The sequence below is a fragment of the Citrobacter sp. CK198 genome (assembly GCF_030333295.1).
Taxonomy (GTDB): domain Bacteria; phylum Pseudomonadota; class Gammaproteobacteria; order Enterobacterales; family Enterobacteriaceae; genus Citrobacter_B; species Citrobacter_B koseri.
On the sequence record NZ_JAOWGE010000006.1, the window covers coordinates 55477 to 75071 of the forward strand.

Sequence of the window (19595 nt, forward strand, 5' to 3'; positions counted from 1 at the left end):
TCGCACGATGCCACCGGGCTGGAAAAGCAATTTACATTAGCGTTTGCTGATTTGGTCGAACGTACCGCCATTAGAGAAATGCTCTTTCTGCGCTTTCGTCCACCCGCCAAACTCCTCGTCAATGGTGAAGAGTTTCAGCTTCGGAAATGCATTTTCATATTTCTTCGCCACTTCAGGGTCGCGTGGGCGATAGAAGTTTTTCGCCGCAATTTCCTGCCCTTCCGGCGAGTAGAGATACTTCAGATAGGCTTCCGCCACGGCTTGCGTCCCTTTTTTCTCCACGACTTTATCCACCACGGAGACGGTCGGTTCTGCAAGAATTGATTCGCTCGGCGTCACGATTTCAAATTTATCTTTGCCCAGTTCGTTCGTCGCCAACAGCGCTTCGTTCTCCCAGGCGATCAGCACGTCGCCAATCCCACGCTCAACAAAGGTGTTGGTTGAACCGCGCGCGCCAGAATCCAGCACTTCCACGTTCTTAAATAACGCTTTTACGAAGTCCTGCGCTTTGGCCTGATCGTTGTTATTGTGGTGCAGGGCGTATCCCCACGCAGCCAGATAGTTCCAGCGTGCGCCGCCAGAGCTTTTCGGGTTCGGCGTAATCACCGACACGCCCGGTTTTACCAGGTCGTTCCAGTCATGGATTTGCTTCGGATTGCCTTTACGCACCAGGAAGACGATGGTGGACGTGTACGGCGCGGAGTTGTCCGGCAGACGTTTGATCCAGTTTTTGTCGATACGGCCGCGCTCTGCAATGGCATCAACGTCATAAGCCAGCGCCAGCGTCACCACATCGGCCTCAATACCGTTAATGACTGACGTCGCCTGCTTACCGGAACCGCCATGCGACTGACGGATCACCACGTTGTCGCCCGTTTCTTGTTTCCAGTGCGCGCTAAACGCTTTGTTGTACTGATCGTACAGCTCGCGCGTTGGATCGTAAGACACGTTAAGTAACTGAATATCCTTCGCCAGAACGCTGGTCGATGCCAGCAATAATGTTAACCCCACGCCCCATTTATTCATCGCCCAGCTCTCTTATGTAGTGTTGTGATGAGTAAAGCGTGCCAGAAAGGAATCCAAACATTAAAGAATAAAAAAAGATTGGCTATAACTTGAGGGAATAAATGAAGGATATTGCCGGATGCTGGCTAGCGCCTTATCCGGCCTACAGGCCGTACTGTTGTAGGCCGGGTAAGGCGAAGCCGCCACCCGGCACAATACACACAACGATCAGTACAGCTTTTTAGCGCAATCCAGCCAGTCACCTTTGAACGGACGCTTCATGTTTTCGATAGCGTCGATGATGTCATGGTGAACCAGTTGTTCGTTCTGGATGCCCACACAACGTCCGCCAAAACCTTCCAGCAGCAGTTCAATAGCATATGAGCCCATACGGGAAGCCAGAATACGGTCGTAAGGCACCGGAGAGCCGCCACGCTGGATGTGACCCAGTACGGTCGCACGCGTTTCACGGCCAGTCTCTTTCTCGATGTAGTGCGCCAGTTCATCAACGTCACACATATGTTCGGTGATCGCGACAATCGCGTGTTTTTTACCTTTCGCGATGCCCGCTTTGATTTCCGCAACCAGATCGTCACGGCTGAATTCCACTTCCGGTACCACAACAAACTCACAGCCCCCAGCGATAGCCGCCGCCAGGGTCAGGTCGCCGCAGTAACGCCCCATCACTTCAACGATGGAAATACGCTGGTGAGAGGAAGAGGTGTCACGCAGACGGTCAATCGCTTCCACTACCGTACCCAGCGCGGTGAAATAACCGATGGTGTAGTCAGTGCCTTTGATGTCGTTGTCGATCGTGCCCGGCAGACCGATGCACGGGAAGCCCATTTCAGTCAGACGTTTTGCACCCATATAGGAACCGTCACCGCCGATAACAACCAGCGCGTCGATGCCACGTTTTTTCAGGTTTTCGATAGCCACTGCGCGAACATTTTCATCGCGGAATTCCGGGAAGCGCGCGGAGCCGAGGAAAGTACCGCCACGGTTGATCATGTCGGACACGCTGTAACGGTCGAGCTGAACCATACGGTCTTCATACAGACCCAGGTAGCCATCATAAATACCCATTACTTCCAGTCCTTCCGTCAACGCTGCGCGTACAACACCACGGATTGCTGCGTTCATGCCAGGCGCATCACCGCCGCTTGTCAACACACCGATTTTCTTAATCATGACTACCTCTGAACTTTGGAATGCAAAATGAAATCTGTTGCCGGAAGCCGATACTGTTACTGCACATCGGGACGATCCAACGAATATGCAGATAGTATAACAACCGCTTCCTGCTGAATTGATTCAGGTCAGGCCAAACGGCGGTAATTTATACACAAAATGCTGGCCTTGCTCACTTTTTTACAACGAATTACGAAAGCTCAAACCTCTTGCCTTCCCTGGGTACGACTGAACAGGGGTCCTGGTGGATAATGACATCCGAACCCGGAAAACGCCGCAAAATCGCCTGCTCTACCTGTTCAGCCACCAGATGCGCCTGAACGAGCGGCAGATTATCTTCCATTTCCAAATGAATCTGAATAAAGCGGGTCGGCCCTGACTGCCGCGTGCGAAGATCGTGAGCACCGTTGACGCCCGGCCACGATGTCACGATATCAATAATTTCCTGACGTTCCTCATCGGGCAGCGCGCGATCCAGTAACGACTGCACTGCCTCATATCCCATACGTAGTGCGCTGTATAGAATATAGATGCCGATTCCCAACGCAAACAAGGCGTCCGCGCGATGCCAGCCATACCAGGCCAGCCCAAGCGCAACGAGAATCGCTCCGTTCATCATAACATCAGACTGATAATGAAGCATATCTGCCCGTACAGCCTGACTTTGCGTCTTGCGCACAACCCAACGCTGAAACGTGACCAGAATGATCGTACAAACCAGGGCGATAAGCGTCACCACGATCCCGACGCCCGGTTCGTTCATTGGCGTAGGGGTAATCAGATGCTGAATACCGGTCAAAAACAGAAACAGCGCCGAGCCGGAAATAAACATGCTCTGCGCCAGCGCCGCCAGCGACTCTGCTTTGCCGTGTCCAAAGGTGTGTTCATCATCCGCCGGTTGCAGCGAATAGCGCACCACTAACAGGTTAGTCAGCGACGCGGCAATATCCACCAGCGAGTCAACCAACGCAGCCAGAATACTCACCGACCCGGTGTACCACCACGCAAAAATTTTGATCAAAAGTAACAGTGACGCCATCACTGTCGCGGCAATTGCCGCCCGGCTGACCAGTCGCCCATAGGTTTGATTCATAAACACTCCTGCCTTTCCATGCCGGTAGTATAACGGATGGAGTAAAACAGTAAGGCAATAACCGGATGACAAATTTTGGACAAAAAAAACCCCTCCATCATGGAGGGGAAGACAGGGATGGTGTCTATGGCAAGGAAAACAGGGTTTGTTACTGGGAACGTGAGTTGCTACTACTCAATAACTTCAACGAGGAGCCGTTTTGCCATTGCGCCACATCGCGCAGTTGCTCCATTCGTTGTTGATGCTTCTCATTTAAAACCGCTTGCTGCTCCGGCGTTAACAGGCGATACATCTGGTTGCGAACCCTGGCCATTTCGACCTGGCGGGCAACCTGTTCTTGCGCCATTTTTTCTGCCTGAGCGCGCACAGCGTTTTCATCAAATTTTTCTGCGATGACAAGGCGATGCATTGTCTCCATTTCGCTAACATTAACAGGAGGCTGTTCGTGTCTTGCCTGCTGCATCAGATCTCGCATCTGTTGACGCTGATGTTCGGTTAAACTTATGCCGTCGAACATATGGCTCTGCGTACTGCGCTGCGTAAGTCCTTCACCTTGATGCCAGTTATCGCCTGTAACGACTTCAGCAGCGTGGCTTAAAGGACTGAGTGCCAGCGTTGAGGCCATGACGGCAGCGGTAACTTTGCGCATCACTTGCTCCCAAAATCTTTTCTGTCGCGATTCAACGAGAGACAGTTTACGATTCGGGCTGCAAACATGCGTCAGGGGGTGTAAAACAACGTAAAGTCATGGATTAGCGACGCCTGATGACGTAATTTCTGCCTCGGAGGTACTTAAACAATGAATAAAATCCTGTTAGTTGATGATGACCGAGAGCTAACTTCCCTGTTAAAGGAGCTGCTCGAAATGGAAGGCTTCAATGTGCTGGTTGCCCATGACGGGGAGCAGGCGCTTGAGCTTCTGGACGACAGCATTGATTTACTTTTGCTCGATGTCATGATGCCGAAGAAAAACGGTATTGATACGTTGAAAGCGCTTCGCCAGACACACCAGACCCCTGTCATTATGCTGACCGCGCGCGGCAGCGAACTGGATCGCGTACTCGGCCTTGAGCTGGGCGCGGATGATTATTTACCTAAACCGTTTAACGACCGCGAACTGGTCGCGCGTATCCGTGCGATTCTGCGCCGCTCGCACTGGAGCGAACAGCAGCAGAACAACGACAACGGCTCGCCGACGCTGGAAGTGGATGCGTTAAGCCTCAATCCGGGTCGCCAGGAGGCCAGCTTCGATGGTCAAACCCTGGAGTTAACCGGCACCGAATTTACCCTGCTCTATTTGCTGGCGCAGCATCTCGGCCAGGTGGTTTCGCGTGAACATTTGAGCCAGGAAGTGCTGGGTAAACGCCTGACGCCGTTCGACCGCGCAATCGACATGCATATCTCCAACCTGCGTCGTAAGCTGCCGGAGCGTAAAGACGGGCACCCGTGGTTTAAAACCCTGCGTGGTCGCGGTTATTTGATGGTTTCCGCTTCATGATAGGCAGTTTAACCGCGCGCATCTTTGCCATCTTCTGGTTGACGCTGGCGCTGGTGCTGATGTTGGTATTGATGTTACCCAAGCTCGACTCACGCCAGATGACCGAGCTACTGGACAGCGAACAGCGCCAGGGGTTGATGATTGAGCAACATGTAGAAGCTGAACTCGCGAACGATCCACCCAACGATTTAATGTGGTGGCGTCGCCTGTTCCGTGCGATCGACAAGTGGGCGCCGCCAGGACAGCGGTTATTGCTTGTGACCACTGAAGGACGCGTGATCGGCGCAGAACGCAGCGAAATGCAGATCATTCGTAACTTTATTGGTCAGGCGGATAACGCCGATCATCCGCAGAAGAAGAAATATGGCCGCGTTGAGATGGTAGGCCCGTTCTCTGTCAGAGACGGGGAAGATAACTACCAGCTTTATCTGATTCGACCGGCCAGCAGTTCCCAATCCGATTTTATTAATCTGCTGTTTGACCGCCCGCTCTTGTTGCTGATCGTCACCATGCTGGTCAGTTCGCCTCTGTTGCTTTGGCTGGCCTGGAGCCTGGCGAAACCGGCGCGTAAGTTGAAAAACGCGGCGGACGAAGTGGCTCAGGGTAATCTGCGACAACATCCAGAACTGGAAGCAGGCCCGCAGGAATTTCTTGCGGCTGGCGCCAGCTTTAACCAGATGGTGACAGCACTGGAACGTATGATGACCACGCAGCAGCGTCTGCTGTCGGATATCTCGCACGAGCTACGTACTCCGCTTACGCGTCTGCAACTGGGCACCGCGCTGCTGCGTCGCCGTAGCGGCGAGAGTAAAGAGCTGGAGCGCATCGAGACCGAAGCGCAGCGGCTGGACAGCATGATCAACGACCTGCTGGTGATGTCGCGTAATCAACAGAAAAACGCGCTGGTCAGCGAAACGATGAAAGCCAATCATCTGTGGGGAGACGTGCTGGATAACGCCGCCTTCGAAGCCGAGCAGATGGGTAAATCGTTAACGGTGAACTTCCCGCCGGGGCCGTGGCCGTTATACGGCAACCCTAACACCCTGGAAAGCGCGCTGGAGAACATTGTCCGTAACGCCCTGCGCTATTCGCACACGAAGATTGAAGTCGGCTTCGCGGTGGATAAAGACGGCATTACGATAACGGTTGATGACGATGGCCCGGGCGTTAGCCCTGAAGACCGCGAACAGATCTTCCGCCCGTTTTATCGTACCGATGAAGCGCGCGATCGGGAGTCCGGCGGAACAGGGTTGGGGCTGGCCATCGTTGAGACCGCGATCCAGCAGCATCGCGGTTGGGTGAAAGCCGAAGACAGCCCGCTGGGCGGCTTACGGCTGGTGATCTGGCTGCCGTTGTATAAGCGTTCTTAAGTCTCGCTGTGGTGCCGGATGGCGGCGTGAACGCCTTATTCGGCCTACGAAAAACCGCACGTTGTAGGCCCGATAAGCGCAGCGCCATCGGGCATTACGCCGGATGGCGGCGTAAACGCCTTAAACCGCACGCTGTAGGCCCGATAAGCGCAGCGCCATCGGGCATTACATCATCCACGTAAACGTCGTGACTGATCTTCAATTTTGCCGCTCAAACGGCGCTTCTGCATCGTTCTGGTCCAGCTTTTCGATAACCCCGCCGCCGACAGCAAACGATGATACTGGCCGTCGTCAAACGGCATATGCCAGGCTATCGCAATCGCCTCCTGTACGCTCACATCGCTGACGCGCGACGCCAGAATCAGCGGCGCATCCGCCGATACCTGCCCCGGCGCGATAACGCTGTACAGCCAGCCGGTTTTCCCGGCGTTCTGCATCTGCGTCGCCATATCGCTAATGCCGAAATGGAAGTTGAGCTTAAAGCACGGCGAACGTGGCTGAGTCACCTGAATCAGCGCCTCTCCCCACTGAAAAATATCGCCGATAAAAACATTTTGCTCGGTCAGACCGTCGGTCGAAAGGTTTTCACCAAACGCGGGCGCGACAAACAGATCCGCCTGCGCCGGGAATTGACGCGCCCAGTGCAGATAGTGTTCACGGGGATAATGGCACAGCGCGCGATCGGGCCCACCGTGAATTTTTGTCTCTGCCTGCTCATCACCGGCAAGGCCCAGATCGTTAAGCATCAGCTCGCCATCAACCTGGATTTTCGCAATGGCGCTGGGACGACTTCCCGCATAGTCCCGAATTTTGCCCGTAAACACCTCGACCGGATATCGCATCAGCTTCCCTCTCCCGACAAATAATCCTCATTAGAGCATATTTATTTTGTCTCAGCCGCTCAAAATGAGAGCCGGGTTCACATGATGCGCCAGCAGACGTGCTATCAATTAAAGTGATTTTGAAACGCCATTTCATAATAAGGAGTCAACAACGTGACAGTACAATCGCAGTTTGCTGGCGTCTGGTGTCCTTCCATTACGCCGATGGACAATGACGGAAAAGTCGATCTCAACGGCCTGAGCCAGCATCTCAAACGCCTTACCGAGGCCAACATTGATGTTATTTTGCTGATGGGCAGCATTGGCGAATTTGCGTCTTTCACGCTGGAAGAGCGGCTGATGCTGATCCGCGAGGCCCGCGCGATGAGTTCGCTGAAGATGGTTGCCAATGTCTCCTCCACCTGCACCGGCGACATCCTGCTTATGGCGCAGGAAGCGTACCGCGTCGGGTACGATGCGGTGATGATTCTGCCGCCGTATTACTACGGGCAGACGTCGAAGCAGCTTCTGAGCTACTTCCACCAGCTTGGCAACGCCCTGAGCGGCAAATGGTTCGCCTACAATTTCCCGGCACGCACCGGCTGCGATTTAACGCCGGATCTGGTGGCGACCCTTGCCGCCGAATTCCCGAATTTTGCCGGGATTAAAGATACCGTCGACTGCCAGTCCCATACCCGCAGCATGATTCAGACCACCCGCGCGGTACGCGACGATTTTGCCGTGCTCTCCGGCTATGACGAGTATTACATTCCCAACCTGCTGGCGGGCGGCGCAGGCATTATTTCCGGCTTAAACAACGTGATGCCGGAGCTGTTTGTCAGCGCGCGGGAGGCGTTTAAGCAGGGTGATTTGCAAACGTTGCGCGATATCCAGGAGAAAATCGGCACGTTTATGTCCATTTACGCGATTGGCGAGGATTTTGTAACCACGATTAAAACCGTGGTATCGCGTAAGTTCGGCTATTGTACCGGCGTGTCGCGTAATGCGGGAGGAGAACTGAACGAGCACGAGCGTCGCACAATTGATGAGGTGTTTGGCCGTTAATTCTGACCGGAAGCGCCGGATGAGGCATAAGCCGTCATCCGGCAAAACAGGTTTATTTCACCGTACCGCGAATATCGATTTCCGCCGCTCTGGCCTTCACCTTCCGCGACCAGACTGAGGTAATGATCGGCACCAGAATCGAAGTCACGATAACCGATGTGGCAACCAGCGAGGTCGCGGCGGGCGCCATCGGTTTAAACGCCGGAACCATCTCTGCGATCAGCACGGGTGTGGCTACTGCGGCGCCAGCAGAACTTGAGGCGGCAATACCTGCCGTACCGTCACCGCCGCCGATAAACTTGTCAGCGATGATTAACGGGATGCCGGTGATAATAATGACCGCCACACCCAGCAGAATCCCCAGTACGCCCGTCTGTGCAATCACGCTCAAATCAATGGTGTTGCCCAGCGCGAAGGCGAAGAACGGGATCAGCGTCTGTACCGCTTTGCTGAAGAATTCCCGCAGTTCCGGGTCGAGATTCCCCAGCGCGAAACCAATCAGGAACGGCAATACCGCCCCCACAAATACATGCGGTTCAAACGAGGCAATCCCGGCGGTTCCCAGAATAACCATCGTCATCAGCGGCCCTGACTCCAGCGACATCAGGACAAATGCCCCGGCCTCTTCTTTGGTGCCGTACTGCTGCATGATGGAGGCATACAGCCCGCCGTTAGTCATGTCCATAGAGGCCACCAGCGCCAACGTAGACAGCCCGGCGAAGAAGCCCGCTTCCACCCCATGTTCCGGGATAACGCGTGACGCAATAGCGGCCACCACCCAGGCAACCGCAATTTTGGTCACCACCAGCGTCCCGGATTTACGCAGCACGGTGCCTGTGGCGCTCAGTTTGATCGACGCGCCCATACAAAAGAACCAGACCGCCAGAATCGGCACCGTACCGGTGATCATACCGTTTGTGAATGAGCCGAAGTATTTCCCTGCGCCTGGCGCGAAGGTGTGGCATAGCGCGCCGAGGAACAACGGAACGAGCATCATGCCACCCGGGACTTTTTCTATCGTGCGTTTAATCTGCATTTCCTTCACCTGTAGACATAAAAACGGGCAATTTTTATGGGCGAATGCGCCTTACTTTGAGGCACACCCGCGTTGATGAAGAAACGATAGACATTCATTCGAACAATAAAAGTGATCCCAACCACATAACAAAACTATGTTTCATTTTTTATGGATTGATGTTTTTAATTTGACGTAAGTCACACCAGACAAGCTCAAAAGCGCCTAAAAGAAAGCCCCCGCAGGTTGTGCCTGCGGGGGCTGAATTCAATGCCGGATGGCGGCTAATGCCTTATCCGGCCTACAAATTGTAACTCTGTGCCGGATGGCGGCTAACGCCTTATCCGGCCTACAAATTGACAAATCCTCTTCGTAGGCCTGATAAGCGCAGCGCCATCAGGCAAAAAGACTTATTTTTTCGCCGCGAAACGCGCAGCAGCTTCGTCCCAGTTCACCACGTTCCAGAACTCTTTGATGTAGTCCGGGCGACGGTTCTGGAATTTCAGGTAGTAAGCGTGTTCCCATACGTCCAGACCCAGGATTGGGAAACCGGAAACGCCGGAAATGGCCTCGCCCATCAGCGGGGAGTCCTGGTTAGCGGTAGAGACAACCGCCAGTTTGTCGCCCTGCAACACCAGCCAGGCCCAACCGGAACCGAAACGCGTTGCCGCCGCTTTTTCAAACTCCGCTTTGAAGTTATCAACGGAACCGAAATCACGTTCGATAGCCGCTTTCAGGTCGCCCTGCAAAGCGGTGCCTTTTTTCAGGCCTTTCCAGAACAGGCTGTGGTTAGCGTGGCCGCCCGCGTTGTTGCGCAGTACGGTTTTTTTGTCCGCCGGAAGCTGATCCAGTTTGGTGATCAGTTCTTCAACCGGCAGGTTCGCGAATTCAGGCAGGTTTTCCAGCGCCGCGTTAGCGTTGTTGACATAAGTTTGATGGTGTTTGGTATGGTGGATTTCCATCGTCTGCTTATCGAAGTGCGGTTCCAGCGCATCATAAGCGTACGGCAGGGATGGCAGTGTATAACTCATAATCATCTCCATTATTGTCGAGCGGCTGAAGTGTTAATGCCGCGTAAGCAGTTGGTTCATTATAGTTAATTAAATGATATTGAAAATGCTTATCAATGCCGTAGTTTTAATAAGGATATAACTTTTCATTATGTTCTTGAATATGTGAGCCAAATCACCCGTATAACGTGCTGGTTGCCAGGAAGGAAGAAATGTCGGCAATCCTCAAAAGGTTAATCAACTGCGCAATTTTTACACTCATCAGGTCGGGAGGGTCACACCGGCAATAAAAACGATGAGGATTAAGTCATGAGTAACGCGATTACGATGGGTATCTTTTGGCATTTGATAGGTGCGGCCAGTGCAGCCTGTTTTTATGCCCCGTTCAAACAAGTTAAACAATGGTCCTGGGAAACCATGTGGTCAATCGGTGGGATTGTCTCCTGGCTTATCCTGCCCTGGACCATCAGCGCCCTGCTGCTCCCGGATTTCTGGGCCTATTACAGTTCCTTCAACCTATCCACCCTGTTGCCCGTATTTCTGTTCGGCGCAATGTGGGGCATCGGTAATATTAACTACGGCCTGACCATGCGCTATCTCGGCATGTCGATGGGGATCGGCATCGCGATTGGTATTACGCTGATCGTCGGCACCCTGATGACCCCCATCATCAATGGAAACTTTGATGTGCTGATCAATACCGAAGGCGGACGAATGACGCTGCTGGGCGTCCTGGTGGCGCTGATCGGCGTTGGCATCGTCACCCGCGCCGGGCAGTTAAAAGAGCGCAAAATGGGGATCACCGCCGAGGAGTTCAACCTGAAAAAAGGTCTGCTGCTGGCGGTGATGTGCGGTATTTTCTCCGCCGGGATGTCCTTTGCGATGAACGCCGCCAAACCGATGCATGAAGCCGCCGCCGCGCTCGGCGTCGATCCGCTGTATGTCGCTCTGCCAAGCTACGTGGTCATCATGGGCGGCGGCGCGCTGATCAACCTGGGCTTCTGTTTCATTCGTCTGGCAAAAGTGAAAAACTTGTCGATAAAAGCCGACTTCTCGCTGGCAAAATCGATGATCATCACCAATATCCTGCTGTCCGCGCTGGGTGGCCTGATGTGGTATTTGCAGTTCTTTTTCTACGCCTGGGGCCACGCTCGCATTCCGCCGCAGTATGACTACATCAGTTGGATGCTGCACATGAGCTTCTACGTGCTGTGCGGTGGGATTGTGGGTCTGGTGCTAAAAGAGTGGAAAAACGCGGGTCGTCGTCCTGTCAGCGTTCTCAGTCTGGGTTGTGTGGTCATTATTATTGCCGCCAACATCGTCGGCATGGGAATGGCAAGCTAATCGTTTTGCGTACTGTGATGACGCCACTGGCTGGGCGTCATCCCGGTTTCCCGCGTAAACACCACCGAAAAGTAGTTACTGTCCTCAAAGCCGCACTGCATTGAAATCTCACTGATCATCAGGCGGCTGTGCTGAAGCAAATACTGCGCATGGCAGATGCGGATCTGGCGAAGATACTGGTTGATGGTCATCCCGGTCTGTGAGCGAAACTGCTGTCGCAGCACCCGCTCGCTGCACTGCTCCTGGTCGCAAAACGCATCCAACGCAAAGGGGCGCTCCAGGCTGCCGGCCAGCGCGGTAATCAATTTATCCAGCAACGTTTCGCTCGCTCTGGTCGGGAGATCATCGGTAGCATAGCGGTGTCTTTTTAGCGTCATCACCAGCTGACCAAATAGCAGCTCCGCCATCTCATTCGCCAGCGGATCGCCCTGATTGCTCTCATGTTCAAGCTGGCTGATAACCTGCCGCGCCTGATTCATCCCCACGCTGCCCAGCCGCCAGTGCGGGCGCCGTTCACTGCCGTTAAAGCCCGGAATGGCGCTTTCCCAGCCAAGATTCAGGGTCAACCGCTCCGGGCAGTAAATAATATTCTGCAAAACCAAATCGTTAACGGAGGTGTAGGAGTGTCTGTCCTCGGCGCGAATATAAAACAGATCGCCACGCGTGATGCGGTAAGGGCGATCGTTGAGCACATGCAAACCGTTGCCGCGCCAGACCAACACCAGTTCACAAAACTCGTGTGTATGTTCCGCGAACACATTTTGCGGATAGCGATCGGCAACCGCGACAGCCTGGCCGTCATTCGCAAAAAAGTCTTTTTTCAGAAGGACTAACTGATTTGCCACCGCAGCACCTCACGTTGAATGCTTGCCGGATGGCGCTACGCTTATCTGGCCTACAGATCGCCGCCGTAGGCCGGATAAGGTGAAGCCGCCATCCAGCATTGAAGGGGACGATTATCAGCAAATTGGCGACAAAAAACGGTGATAGCTTTCGCGTTACTGTAGCAATGCGTCCCGCCCCTGGCGAATATCCCTGGGCGACCAGTCAAATTCCCGGCGAAACAGCGTCGAAAAATGGTTACTGTCGCCAAAACCGCAGCGATACGCGATATCTGTGACGCTTTCATCACTGTGACGCAGCAGATGGCGAGCCTTGATAAGCCGCAGACGGTTAAGATAGCGCTGCGGCGTCAGGCCGGTCTGTTGTTTGAGCTGACGGTGCAGCGTGCGCAGCGAGAGCGAAAACTTGTCGGCTATCGATTCCCAGCACACCTCTTCAGCAAAATGATCCTCCAGCCAGGCCAGCAACTGATTCAGCCGCGCATCGTTATTGGCCGCCCCTTCCATCAGGCTGCTTTTACGCAGCAGCACCAGCAACTGCATAAACAGAATTTCACGGTTGGCGACCGCAGGTGTGTCCATCTCGTCTCCGGCGTTTTCCATCTGCGCCACCAGTTGCCGCACCTGCTGTAACGCGCTCTGATTCACGCGCCAGTGTGACGGGTACTGCCCATCCTGTTCCTGCGGCAAGAGCTGGTTCAGCCCTGCCAGAAACTGAAACGCGTCCGGCGAGCGATAGAGCACATTCGTCAGACACAGGTTGTCGGTGTGTTCATACAGATGTCTGTCATGATCGCGAACAAAGCAGACCGTACCGCCGCTAATGGTGTAGGGCTGCCCATTGAACACATGAATGCCAGTGCCATGTTCAACAATCACAATCTCATGAAAATCATGATGATGTTCAGGAAAAGCGGACTGAGGAAGCCGGGGTTCAATGGCCACGGGCGCTTTACCTGACGGAAAAAAATCCACGCTATGCAGTACGGTCATGATGGCTTCCTGATATGAGAAACATGTCAGAAATAGTAATTAAGGGTTACTACCCTCACCTTAAATTTTTAACGCCAAAGCGCGCAAACCCGGTCGTTTTTTCAAGAAAGGACGGGAAAGATCAGGAAATGCGGACGCCGTCACATCCGGCCAATTCACGCTGATAAACGGAAATTGTGAACGCTATCACGTTCACCTTTGCCTCCTTGCCAGCGGCCAATTTAACCTGTCAGTAACAGGAAGGTACGCCTTCCTGGGGGTTCTTAGACTGAGTGCAATGAAACTCAGAAGGACTTCACCATGACTTTTCGCCATTGTGTCGCTGTCGATCTCGGGGCATCCAGCGGGCGCGTAATGCTGGCGCGTTACGACAGTGAACAACACGCCCTGACGCTGCGTGAAATCCACCGTTTCGCGAACTGTTTGCAAAAAACAGACGGGTTCGACGCCTGGGATATCGACAGCCTGGAAAATGAAATTCGCCTTGGACTGGAGAAAGTCTGCGATGAAGGTATCCGTATTGACAGCATCGGCATTGATACCTGGGGCGTGGACTATGTGCTGCTCGACAAGCACGGCCAGCGCGTCGGTCTGCCCGTATCTTATCGCGACAACCGTACCACGGGGGTGATGCAGCAGGCGCTGGCGCAGCTCGGCAAGCATGATATCTATCGCCGCAGCGGCATTCAGTTTCTGCCGTTCAATACGCTGTATCAGCTCCGCGCGCTGGTTGAACAACAGCCTGAACTTATCCCGCAGGTGGCGCATGCCCTGCTGATCCCCGACTATTTCAGTTTCCGCCTGACGGGCGAAATGAACTGGGAATACACTAACGCCACCACCACGCAGCTCGTCAATATCAACAGCGATGACTGGGACGATACCCTGCTGGACTGGACCGGCGCCAACAAAGCCTGGTTTGGCAGACCTACCCATCCGGGCAACGTGATCGGCTACTGGATCTGCCCACAGAAAAATCAGATTCCGGTGGTCGCCGTCGCCAGTCACGACACCGCCAGCGCGGTGATCGCCTCTCCACTGGCCGATAAAAACAGCGCTTATCTCTCTTCCGGCACCTGGTCGTTGATGGGCTTCGAGAGCAGAACGCCTTACACCGATGACGCGGCGCTGGCGGCGAACATCACCAATGAAGGCGGCGCAGAAGGCCGCTACCGGGTGCTGAAAAACATCATGGGGCTCTGGCTGCTTCAGCGCGTACTGAAAGAGCGCCAGATTACCGACCTGCCCGCGCTGATCGCCGAGACCCAGTCGCTTCCGGCCTGCCGTTTCCTGATAAACCCGAATGACGATCGCTTTATCAACCCCGCCGATATGAGCGCGGAGATTCAGGCGGCCTGCCGTGAATCCGGCCAGCCGGAACCCACCCGTAACGCCGAACTGGCACGCTGCATTTTCGACAGTCTGGCGCTGCTGTATGCCGATGTGTTGCAGGAGCTGGCGAACCTGCGTGGTGAAGCCTTTAGCCAGCTGCACATCGTTGGAGGAGGTTGCCAGAACGCCCTGCTGAACCAGCTGTGCGCCGATGCCTGCGGCATTCGCGTGATGGCCGGGCCGATTGAGGCTTCCACCCTCGGCAATATCGGCATCCAGCTCATGACGCTGGACGAACTGAACAACGTTGACGACTTCCGTCAGGTGGTGAGAACCAACTACGACCTGACGACCTTTACCCCAAATCCTGACAGTGAAATTGCCCGCCACGTTGCGCAGTTTCAATCAAAACGACAGACAAAGGAGCTTTGCGCATGACCACTCAACTTGAACAAGCCTGGGAACTGGCGAAACAACGTTTTGCTGCGGTAGGTATTGATGTCGAGGAGGCGTTACGCCAGCTCGATCGTCTGCCGGTATCGATGCACTGCTGGCAGGGCGACGACGTCGCCGGATTCGAAAACCCGGAAGGATCGCTCACCGGCGGTATTCAGGCCACCGGTAACTATCCCGGTAAAGCGCGCAGCGCCAGCGAGCTGCGCGCCGACCTGGAACAGGCGCTAAGCCTGATCCCGGGGCCAAAACGCCTGAACTTACACGCAATCTATCTGGAGTCTGACACGCCGGTGTCCCGCGACCAGATCAAACCGGAGCACTTCAAAAACTGGGTGGAATGGGCAAAAGCGAACCAGTTAGGGCTGGACTTCAACCCCTCCTGCTTTTCTCACCCGCTGAGCGCTGACGGCTTCACCCTGGCGCACGCGGACGACAACATTCGCCAGTTCTGGATTGACCACTGCAAGGCCAGCCGCCGCGTATCCGCGTACTTCGGTGAGCAACTGGGCACTCCGTCGGTGATGAACATCTGGATCCCGGATGGCATGAAAGACATCACCGTTGACCGCTTAGCGCCGCGCCAACGCCTGCTGGAGGCGCTGGACGAGGTGATCAGCGAAAAACTGAACCCAGCGCATCACATCGACGCCGTGGAAAGCAAACTGTTCGGTATTGGCGCGGAAAGCTATACCGTCGGCTCCAACGAGTTCTACATGGGCTACGCCACCAGCCGCCAGACCGCGCTGTGCCTCGACGCGGGCCACTTCCATCCGACCGAAGTGATTTCCGACAAGATTTCCGCCGCCATGCTGTATGTGCCGCGCCTGCTGCTGCACGTCAGCCGCCCGGTGCGCTGGGACAGCGACCACGTCGTGCTGCTGGATGATGAAACCCAGGCAATTGCCAGCGAAATCGTGCGTCACAACCTGTTTGACCGCGTGCATATCGGCCTCGATTTCTTCGATGCCTCCATCAACCGTATCGCCGCGTGGGTTATCGGCACGCGCAATATGAAGAAAGCGCTGCTGCGCGCGCTGCTGGAACCAACCGGGCAACTGCGTCAGTTAGAAGCCAGCGGCGATTACACCGCCCGCCTGGCGCTGCTGGAAGAGCAGAAATCCCTGCCGTGGCAAGCCGTCTGGGAAATGTATTGCCAGCGTCACGACACGCCAGCCGGCAGCCAGTGGCTGGAAAGCGTCCGTGCCTATGAAAAAGAGATTCTGAGCAAACGTAGCTAACCGCGACGCCTGACTTGTAGGCCGGATAAGACGTTCCGCGTCGCCATCCGGCAATAAATGAAACACGATTGCCGGATGGCGCTGCGCTTATCCGGCCTACGTAAGACCCGATAACGTTCGGGCAATAAATGGGAACACCGAACATGCAGAACATTACCCACTCCTGGTTTGTCCAGGGAATGATCAAAGCCACCTCCGACGCCTGGCTGAAGGGCTGGGACGAACGTAACGGCGGCAACCTGACGCTGCGTCTGGATGAGGCGGATATCGCGCCGTTTACCGACGATTTCCACCAGGAGCCGCGCTATATCGCGCTGAGTCAGCCAATGCCGCTGCTGGCGAACACGCCGTTTATCGTCACCGGCTCCGGCAAATTCTTCCGCAACGTACAGCTCGATCCGGCAGCGAATTTAGGCGTGGTGAAAGTGGACAGCGACGGCGCGGGCTACCACATTCTGTGGGGGCTGAATCATGAGGCGGTTCCAACCTCCGAGCTGCCGGCCCACTTCCTCTCCCACTGCGAGCGCATTAACGCCACCGACGGCAAAGACCGCGTGATTATGCATTGCCACGCCACCAACCTGATCGCGCTGACCTACGTGCTGGAAAACAACACGCCGCTTTTCACCCGCAAACTGTGGGAAGGCAGCACCGAGTGCCTGGTGGTGTTCCCGGACGGCGTCGGCATTCTGCCGTGGATGGTGCCGGGCACTGATGAGATCGGTCAGGCCACCGCGCAGGAAATGCAGAAGCATTCGCTGGTGCTGTGGCCCTTCCACGGCGTGTTCGGCAGCGGCCCGACGCTGGATGAAACATTCGGCCTGATCGATACCGCCGAGAAGTCTGCGGAGGTGCTGGTCAAAATCTATTCAATGGGCGGTATGAAGCAAACCATCACGCGTGAAGAACTGGTAGCGCTTGGCAAACGCTTTGGCGTGACTCCGCTTGCCAGTGCATTAGCGTTGTACTGATTCTTCCCGCAATCCAATGCCGGATGGCGGCTTCGCCTTATCCGGCCTATGCCGTAGGCCCGATAAGCGCAACGTCATCGGGCAATAGGGTAACGCGTCAATCTTAAGGAGAATATTCATGAGCTTCATGTTGGCACTTCCCAAAATTAGCCTGCATGGCGCAGGCGCAATCGGCGATATGGTTAACCTCGTCGCGAACAAGCAATGGGGTAAAGCGCTGGTCGTCACTGACGGGCAACTGGTAAAACTGGGCCTGCTGGACAGCCTGTTTGCCGCGCTTGACGCGCATCAGATGTCGTACCACCTTTTCGACGAGGTTTTCCCGAACCCCACTGAAGAACTGGTGCAAAAAGGGTATGCGGCATATCAGGACGCGCAGTGTGATTACATCATCGCCTTCGGCGGCGGCAGCCCGATCGATACCGCCAAAGCGGTCAAAATTCTGACGGCGAATCCTGGCCCCTCTACCGCCTATTCAGGCGTCGGCAAAGTCAAAAACGCGGGCGTTCCACTGGTAGCGATTAATACCACCGCCGGTACGGCAGCGGAAATGACCAGCAATGCCGTCATTATCGACTCCGCGCGCCAGGTCAAAGAGGTCATCATCGACCCGAATATCATCCCTGATATCGCGGTGGACGACGCCAGCGTTATGCTGGACATCCCGCCATCCGTCACTGCCGCCACCGGCATGGATGCGCTGACCCACGCCATTGAGGCCTATGTCTCGGTTGGCGCGCATCCGCTTACCGACGCCAACGCGCTGGAAGCCATTCGGCTGATTAATCTGTGGCTGCCGAAAGCGGTTGATGACGGCCACAACCTCGAAGCGCGTGAGCAGATGGCGTTTGGCCAGTATCTGGCAGGTATGGCGTTCAACAGCGCTGGTCTTGGTCTGGTACACGCGCTGGCGCATCAGCCAGGCGCCACGCACAACCTGCCGCACGGCGTCTGTAACGCCATCCTGCTGCCGATCATTGAGAACTTTAACCGCCCGAACGCGGTCGCGCGTTTTGCCCGCGTCGCCCAGGCGATGGGCGTCGATACTCAAGGTATGAGCATTGAGGCGGCGAGTATGGAAGCGATCAATGCAATCCGCGCATTGAGCAAACGCGTCGGCATTCCTGAAGGTTTCAGCACACTGGGCGTCACGAAAGACGATATTGAAGGCTGGCTGGACAAAGCACTGGCAGATCCGTGTGCGCCATGCAATCCACGCACCGCCAGCCGCGATGACGTCCGCGAGTTGTATCTGGAGGCGCTATGATCCGCAAAGCGTTTGTGATGCAGGTGAATGCCGACGCACACGAGGAGTATCAGCGTCGCCATAATCCCATCTGGCCGGAGCTGGAAAGCGTATTGAAAGCGCATGGCGCGCATCACTATGCGATTTACCTCGATAAAGAACGCAACCTGTTGTTCGCGACCGTCGAGATCGAATCGGAAGAGCGCTGGAATGCCATCGCCAGTACCGACGTGTGCCAGCGTTGGTGGAAGCATATGCGCGACGTGATGCCTGCCAACCCGGATAACAGCCCGGTGAGCGCAGAGCTGAAAGAAGTGTTTTACCTGGCGTAGGCGGTCTGAAGTCGGATGGCTCAACGCCGGATGGCGACGCTAACGCGTCTTATCCGGCCTACAGGTAGCAAACGGCACGAAATTGTAGGCCGGATAAGCGTCAGCGCCATCCGGCATCATAAACCTCATCGCGCGGAATTAATTTTGCTCGGCCACCAGGATCGCCTGCGTATCCGCTTCCAGCGCTTTAAAAATGTGCTCCTGATCGGCGGGATAACAAATATAATCGCCCTCGCCTAACTCTTCCGGCGCCTCTGTCAGCCCGACAAGCGCTTTCCCCTGCGTCACAATAATATGCTCCACCGATCCCGGCGGATGTGGATGTGAAATACGATCCGCCCCCGGCTGCGTCAGCAGCAGGTAGATATCGCGCCGCGCCCCTGGCGGACAGGCAGCCAGTAAAATAGCCTGATAGTGGGCCTGTTCCGCCACCACTTTTGTCCCTTCTCCGCGACGAATCACCTGCGTTTTTTGCGCCTGCGGCTCCAGCAGACGTGCAAAGGGAATATCCAGGGCCACACAAAGCGCCCAGAGCGTTTCCAGGCTAGGATTTCCATTGCCCGCTTCCAGTTGCGACAGGGTAGATTTCGCAATCCCCGCACGCCGGGCGATTTCCGCCAGCGACAGGCCGGTACGCTGACGTTCGCGCACCAGGCTTTTCGCGATCACGCTAATGGGCTGTGTCATTCACGACTCCGCGTTCTTTATATCGAACGAATCGTTCGACTTGTAAATCAATTCTGTTACGTTCATTATAATGGAAATTCGTTCGA

19 protein-coding genes are annotated in these 19595 nt (G+C 55.1%); 9 read left to right on the forward strand and 10 right to left on the reverse strand.

What is annotated here, in order from left to right; translation table 11 throughout:
* Positions 1-36: 36 nt before the first annotated feature.
* The 4 genes from sbp to cpxP all read right to left on the reverse strand — a co-directional run bounded on the left by sbp (position 37) and on the right by cpxP (position 3938).
* Entirely contained in the window at positions 37-1026 is a 990-nt protein-coding gene (gene sbp, locus OGY62_RS00250) for a sulfate/thiosulfate ABC transporter substrate-binding protein Sbp (protein ID WP_012133881.1), read from the reverse strand.
* A gap of 207 nt (positions 1027-1233) precedes the next feature.
* A complete protein-coding gene (gene pfkA / locus OGY62_RS00255) occupies positions 1234-2196 on the reverse strand; it encodes a 6-phosphofructokinase (protein WP_012133883.1) in 963 nt (320 codons plus the stop codon).
* Between the two features lie 190 nt (positions 2197-2386).
* Entirely contained in the window at positions 2387-3289 is a 903-nt protein-coding gene (gene fieF, locus OGY62_RS00260; protein WP_012133884.1) for a CDF family cation-efflux transporter FieF, read from the reverse strand.
* 148 nt (positions 3290-3437) lie between these two features.
* Positions 3438-3938, reverse strand: coding sequence for a cell-envelope stress modulator CpxP (gene cpxP, locus OGY62_RS00265; protein ID WP_012133885.1), 501 nt, complete (start codon positions 3936-3938; stop codon positions 3438-3440).
* A 150-nt stretch (positions 3939-4088) separates the two neighbouring features.
* On the opposite strand from cpxP, the gene cpxR reads away from it, so the two are divergent.
* Together cpxR and cpxA are read left to right on the forward strand one after the other, a co-directional pair.
* Complete coding sequence (gene cpxR / locus OGY62_RS00270) at positions 4089-4787, forward strand: envelope stress response regulator transcription factor CpxR (protein WP_012133886.1); 699 nt, start codon at positions 4089-4091, stop codon at positions 4785-4787.
* Positions 4784-6157, forward strand: a complete 1374-nt coding sequence (cpxA, locus tag OGY62_RS00275) for an envelope stress sensor histidine kinase CpxA (protein ID WP_110494833.1) — start codon at positions 4784-4786, stop codon at positions 6155-6157. The genes cpxR and cpxA overlap by 4 nt, the downstream gene beginning before the upstream one ends.
* A 170-nt stretch (positions 6158-6327) precedes the next feature.
* On the opposite strand, the gene yiiM is transcribed toward cpxA, so the two are convergent.
* Entirely contained in the window at positions 6328-6999 is a 672-nt protein-coding gene (gene yiiM / locus OGY62_RS00280) for a 6-hydroxyaminopurine reductase (RefSeq protein WP_049009552.1), read from the reverse strand.
* Between the two features lie 153 nt (positions 7000-7152).
* On the opposite strand from yiiM, the gene OGY62_RS00285 reads away from it, so the two are divergent.
* A complete protein-coding gene (locus OGY62_RS00285) occupies positions 7153-8043 on the forward strand; it encodes a dihydrodipicolinate synthase family protein (protein WP_286458838.1) in 891 nt (296 codons plus the stop codon).
* Between the two features lie 52 nt (positions 8044-8095).
* Here the strand turns inward: OGY62_RS00285 and kdgT are convergent, their stop codons facing one another.
* Both kdgT and sodA read right to left on the reverse strand, forming a co-directional pair.
* Entirely contained in the window at positions 8096-9079 is a 984-nt protein-coding gene (gene kdgT, locus OGY62_RS00290; protein ID WP_012133890.1) for a 2-keto-3-deoxygluconate transporter, read from the reverse strand.
* A 389-nt stretch (positions 9080-9468) separates the two neighbouring features.
* Positions 9469-10089 carry a superoxide dismutase [Mn] gene (gene sodA, locus OGY62_RS00295; protein ID WP_024130664.1) on the reverse strand — a complete coding sequence of 207 codons (621 nt, stop codon included), beginning with the start codon at positions 10087-10089 and terminating at the stop codon, positions 9469-9471.
* Positions 10090-10377: 288 nt separating this feature from the next.
* Between sodA and rhaT the strand changes: the two genes are divergently transcribed.
* Positions 10378-11412, forward strand: a complete 1035-nt coding sequence (rhaT, locus tag OGY62_RS00300; protein WP_049009553.1) for an L-rhamnose/proton symporter RhaT — start codon at positions 10378-10380, stop codon at positions 11410-11412.
* On the opposite strand, the gene rhaR is transcribed toward rhaT, so the two are convergent.
* Both rhaR and rhaS read right to left on the reverse strand, forming a co-directional pair.
* Positions 11409-12257: an HTH-type transcriptional activator RhaR gene (rhaR, locus tag OGY62_RS00305; protein WP_047459845.1), complete on the reverse strand. Its 849-nt coding sequence runs from the start codon at positions 12255-12257 to the stop codon at positions 11409-11411. The genes rhaT and rhaR overlap by 4 nt on opposite strands.
* A 153-nt stretch (positions 12258-12410) precedes the next feature.
* Positions 12411-13247 carry an HTH-type transcriptional activator RhaS gene (gene rhaS, locus OGY62_RS00310; RefSeq protein WP_012133897.1) on the reverse strand — a complete coding sequence of 279 codons (837 nt, stop codon included), beginning with the start codon at positions 13245-13247 and terminating at the stop codon, positions 12411-12413.
* Positions 13248-13547: 300 nt separating this feature from the next.
* On the opposite strand from rhaS, the gene rhaB reads away from it, so the two are divergent.
* The 5 genes from rhaB (at position 13548) to rhaM (ending at position 18822) form a co-directional block, all read left to right on the forward strand.
* On the forward strand, positions 13548-15017 hold the full coding sequence (gene rhaB, locus OGY62_RS00315; RefSeq protein WP_104867941.1) for a rhamnulokinase: 1470 nt from the start codon (positions 13548-13550) through the stop codon (positions 15015-15017).
* The gene (gene rhaA / locus OGY62_RS00320; RefSeq protein WP_049009558.1) at positions 15014-16273 is read left to right on the forward strand and encodes an L-rhamnose isomerase; all 1260 of its coding nucleotides are present in this window, start codon (positions 15014-15016) and stop codon (positions 16271-16273) included. The genes rhaB and rhaA overlap by 4 nt, the downstream gene beginning before the upstream one ends.
* 143 nt (positions 16274-16416) lie before the next feature.
* Positions 16417-17244 (forward strand): rhamnulose-1-phosphate aldolase, encoded by an 828-nt coding sequence (gene rhaD / locus OGY62_RS00325; protein WP_012133901.1) that lies wholly within the window; start codon positions 16417-16419, stop codon positions 17242-17244.
* A gap of 118 nt (positions 17245-17362) precedes the next feature.
* Positions 17363-18511, forward strand: coding sequence for a lactaldehyde reductase (gene fucO / locus OGY62_RS00330; RefSeq protein ID WP_058668376.1), 1149 nt, complete (start codon positions 17363-17365; stop codon positions 18509-18511).
* On the forward strand, positions 18508-18822 hold the full coding sequence (gene rhaM, locus OGY62_RS00335; protein WP_012133904.1) for an L-rhamnose mutarotase: 315 nt from the start codon (positions 18508-18510) through the stop codon (positions 18820-18822). Before fucO ends, rhaM begins: the two co-directional genes overlap by 4 nt.
* Before the next feature lie 138 nt (positions 18823-18960).
* Here the strand turns inward: rhaM and OGY62_RS00340 are convergent, their stop codons facing one another.
* Positions 18961-19509, reverse strand: a complete 549-nt coding sequence (locus OGY62_RS00340) for a helix-turn-helix domain-containing protein (RefSeq protein WP_012133905.1) — start codon at positions 19507-19509, stop codon at positions 18961-18963.
* Positions 19510-19595: the final 86 nt, after the last annotated feature.

Coding starts and splice junctions, on each gene's coding strand:
- sbp (WP_012133881.1), bottom strand. CDS start 1,026: ATGAATAAATGGGGCGTGGGGTTAACATTATTGCTGGCATCGACCAGC.
- pfkA (WP_012133883.1), bottom strand. CDS start 2,196: ATGATTAAGAAAATCGGTGTGTTGACAAGCGGCGGTGATGCGCCTGGC.
- fieF (WP_012133884.1), bottom strand. CDS start 3,289: ATGAATCAAACCTATGGGCGACTGGTCAGCCGGGCGGCAATTGCCGCG.
- cpxP (WP_012133885.1), bottom strand. CDS start 3,938: ATGCGCAAAGTTACCGCTGCCGTCATGGCCTCAACGCTGGCACTCAGT.
- cpxR (WP_012133886.1), top strand. CDS start 4,089: ATGAATAAAATCCTGTTAGTTGATGATGACCGAGAGCTAACTTCCCTG.
- cpxA (WP_110494833.1), top strand. CDS start 4,784: ATGATAGGCAGTTTAACCGCGCGCATCTTTGCCATCTTCTGGTTGACG.
- yiiM (WP_049009552.1), bottom strand. CDS start 6,999: ATGCGATATCCGGTCGAGGTGTTTACGGGCAAAATTCGGGACTATGCG.
- kdgT (WP_012133890.1), bottom strand. CDS start 9,079: ATGCAGATTAAACGCACGATAGAAAAAGTCCCGGGTGGCATGATGCTC.
- sodA (WP_024130664.1), bottom strand. CDS start 10,089: ATGAGTTATACACTGCCATCCCTGCCGTACGCTTATGATGCGCTGGAA.
- rhaT (WP_049009553.1), top strand. CDS start 10,378: ATGAGTAACGCGATTACGATGGGTATCTTTTGGCATTTGATAGGTGCG.
- rhaS (WP_012133897.1), bottom strand. CDS start 13,247: ATGACCGTACTGCATAGCGTGGATTTTTTTCCGTCAGGTAAAGCGCCC.
- rhaB (WP_104867941.1), top strand. CDS start 13,548: ATGACTTTTCGCCATTGTGTCGCTGTCGATCTCGGGGCATCCAGCGGG.
- rhaA (WP_049009558.1), top strand. CDS start 15,014: ATGACCACTCAACTTGAACAAGCCTGGGAACTGGCGAAACAACGTTTT.
- rhaD (WP_012133901.1), top strand. CDS start 16,417: ATGCAGAACATTACCCACTCCTGGTTTGTCCAGGGAATGATCAAAGCC.
- fucO (WP_058668376.1), top strand. CDS start 17,363: ATGAGCTTCATGTTGGCACTTCCCAAAATTAGCCTGCATGGCGCAGGC.
- rhaM (WP_012133904.1), top strand. CDS start 18,508: ATGATCCGCAAAGCGTTTGTGATGCAGGTGAATGCCGACGCACACGAG.
- OGY62_RS00340 (WP_012133905.1), bottom strand. CDS start 19,509: ATGACACAGCCCATTAGCGTGATCGCGAAAAGCCTGGTGCGCGAACGT.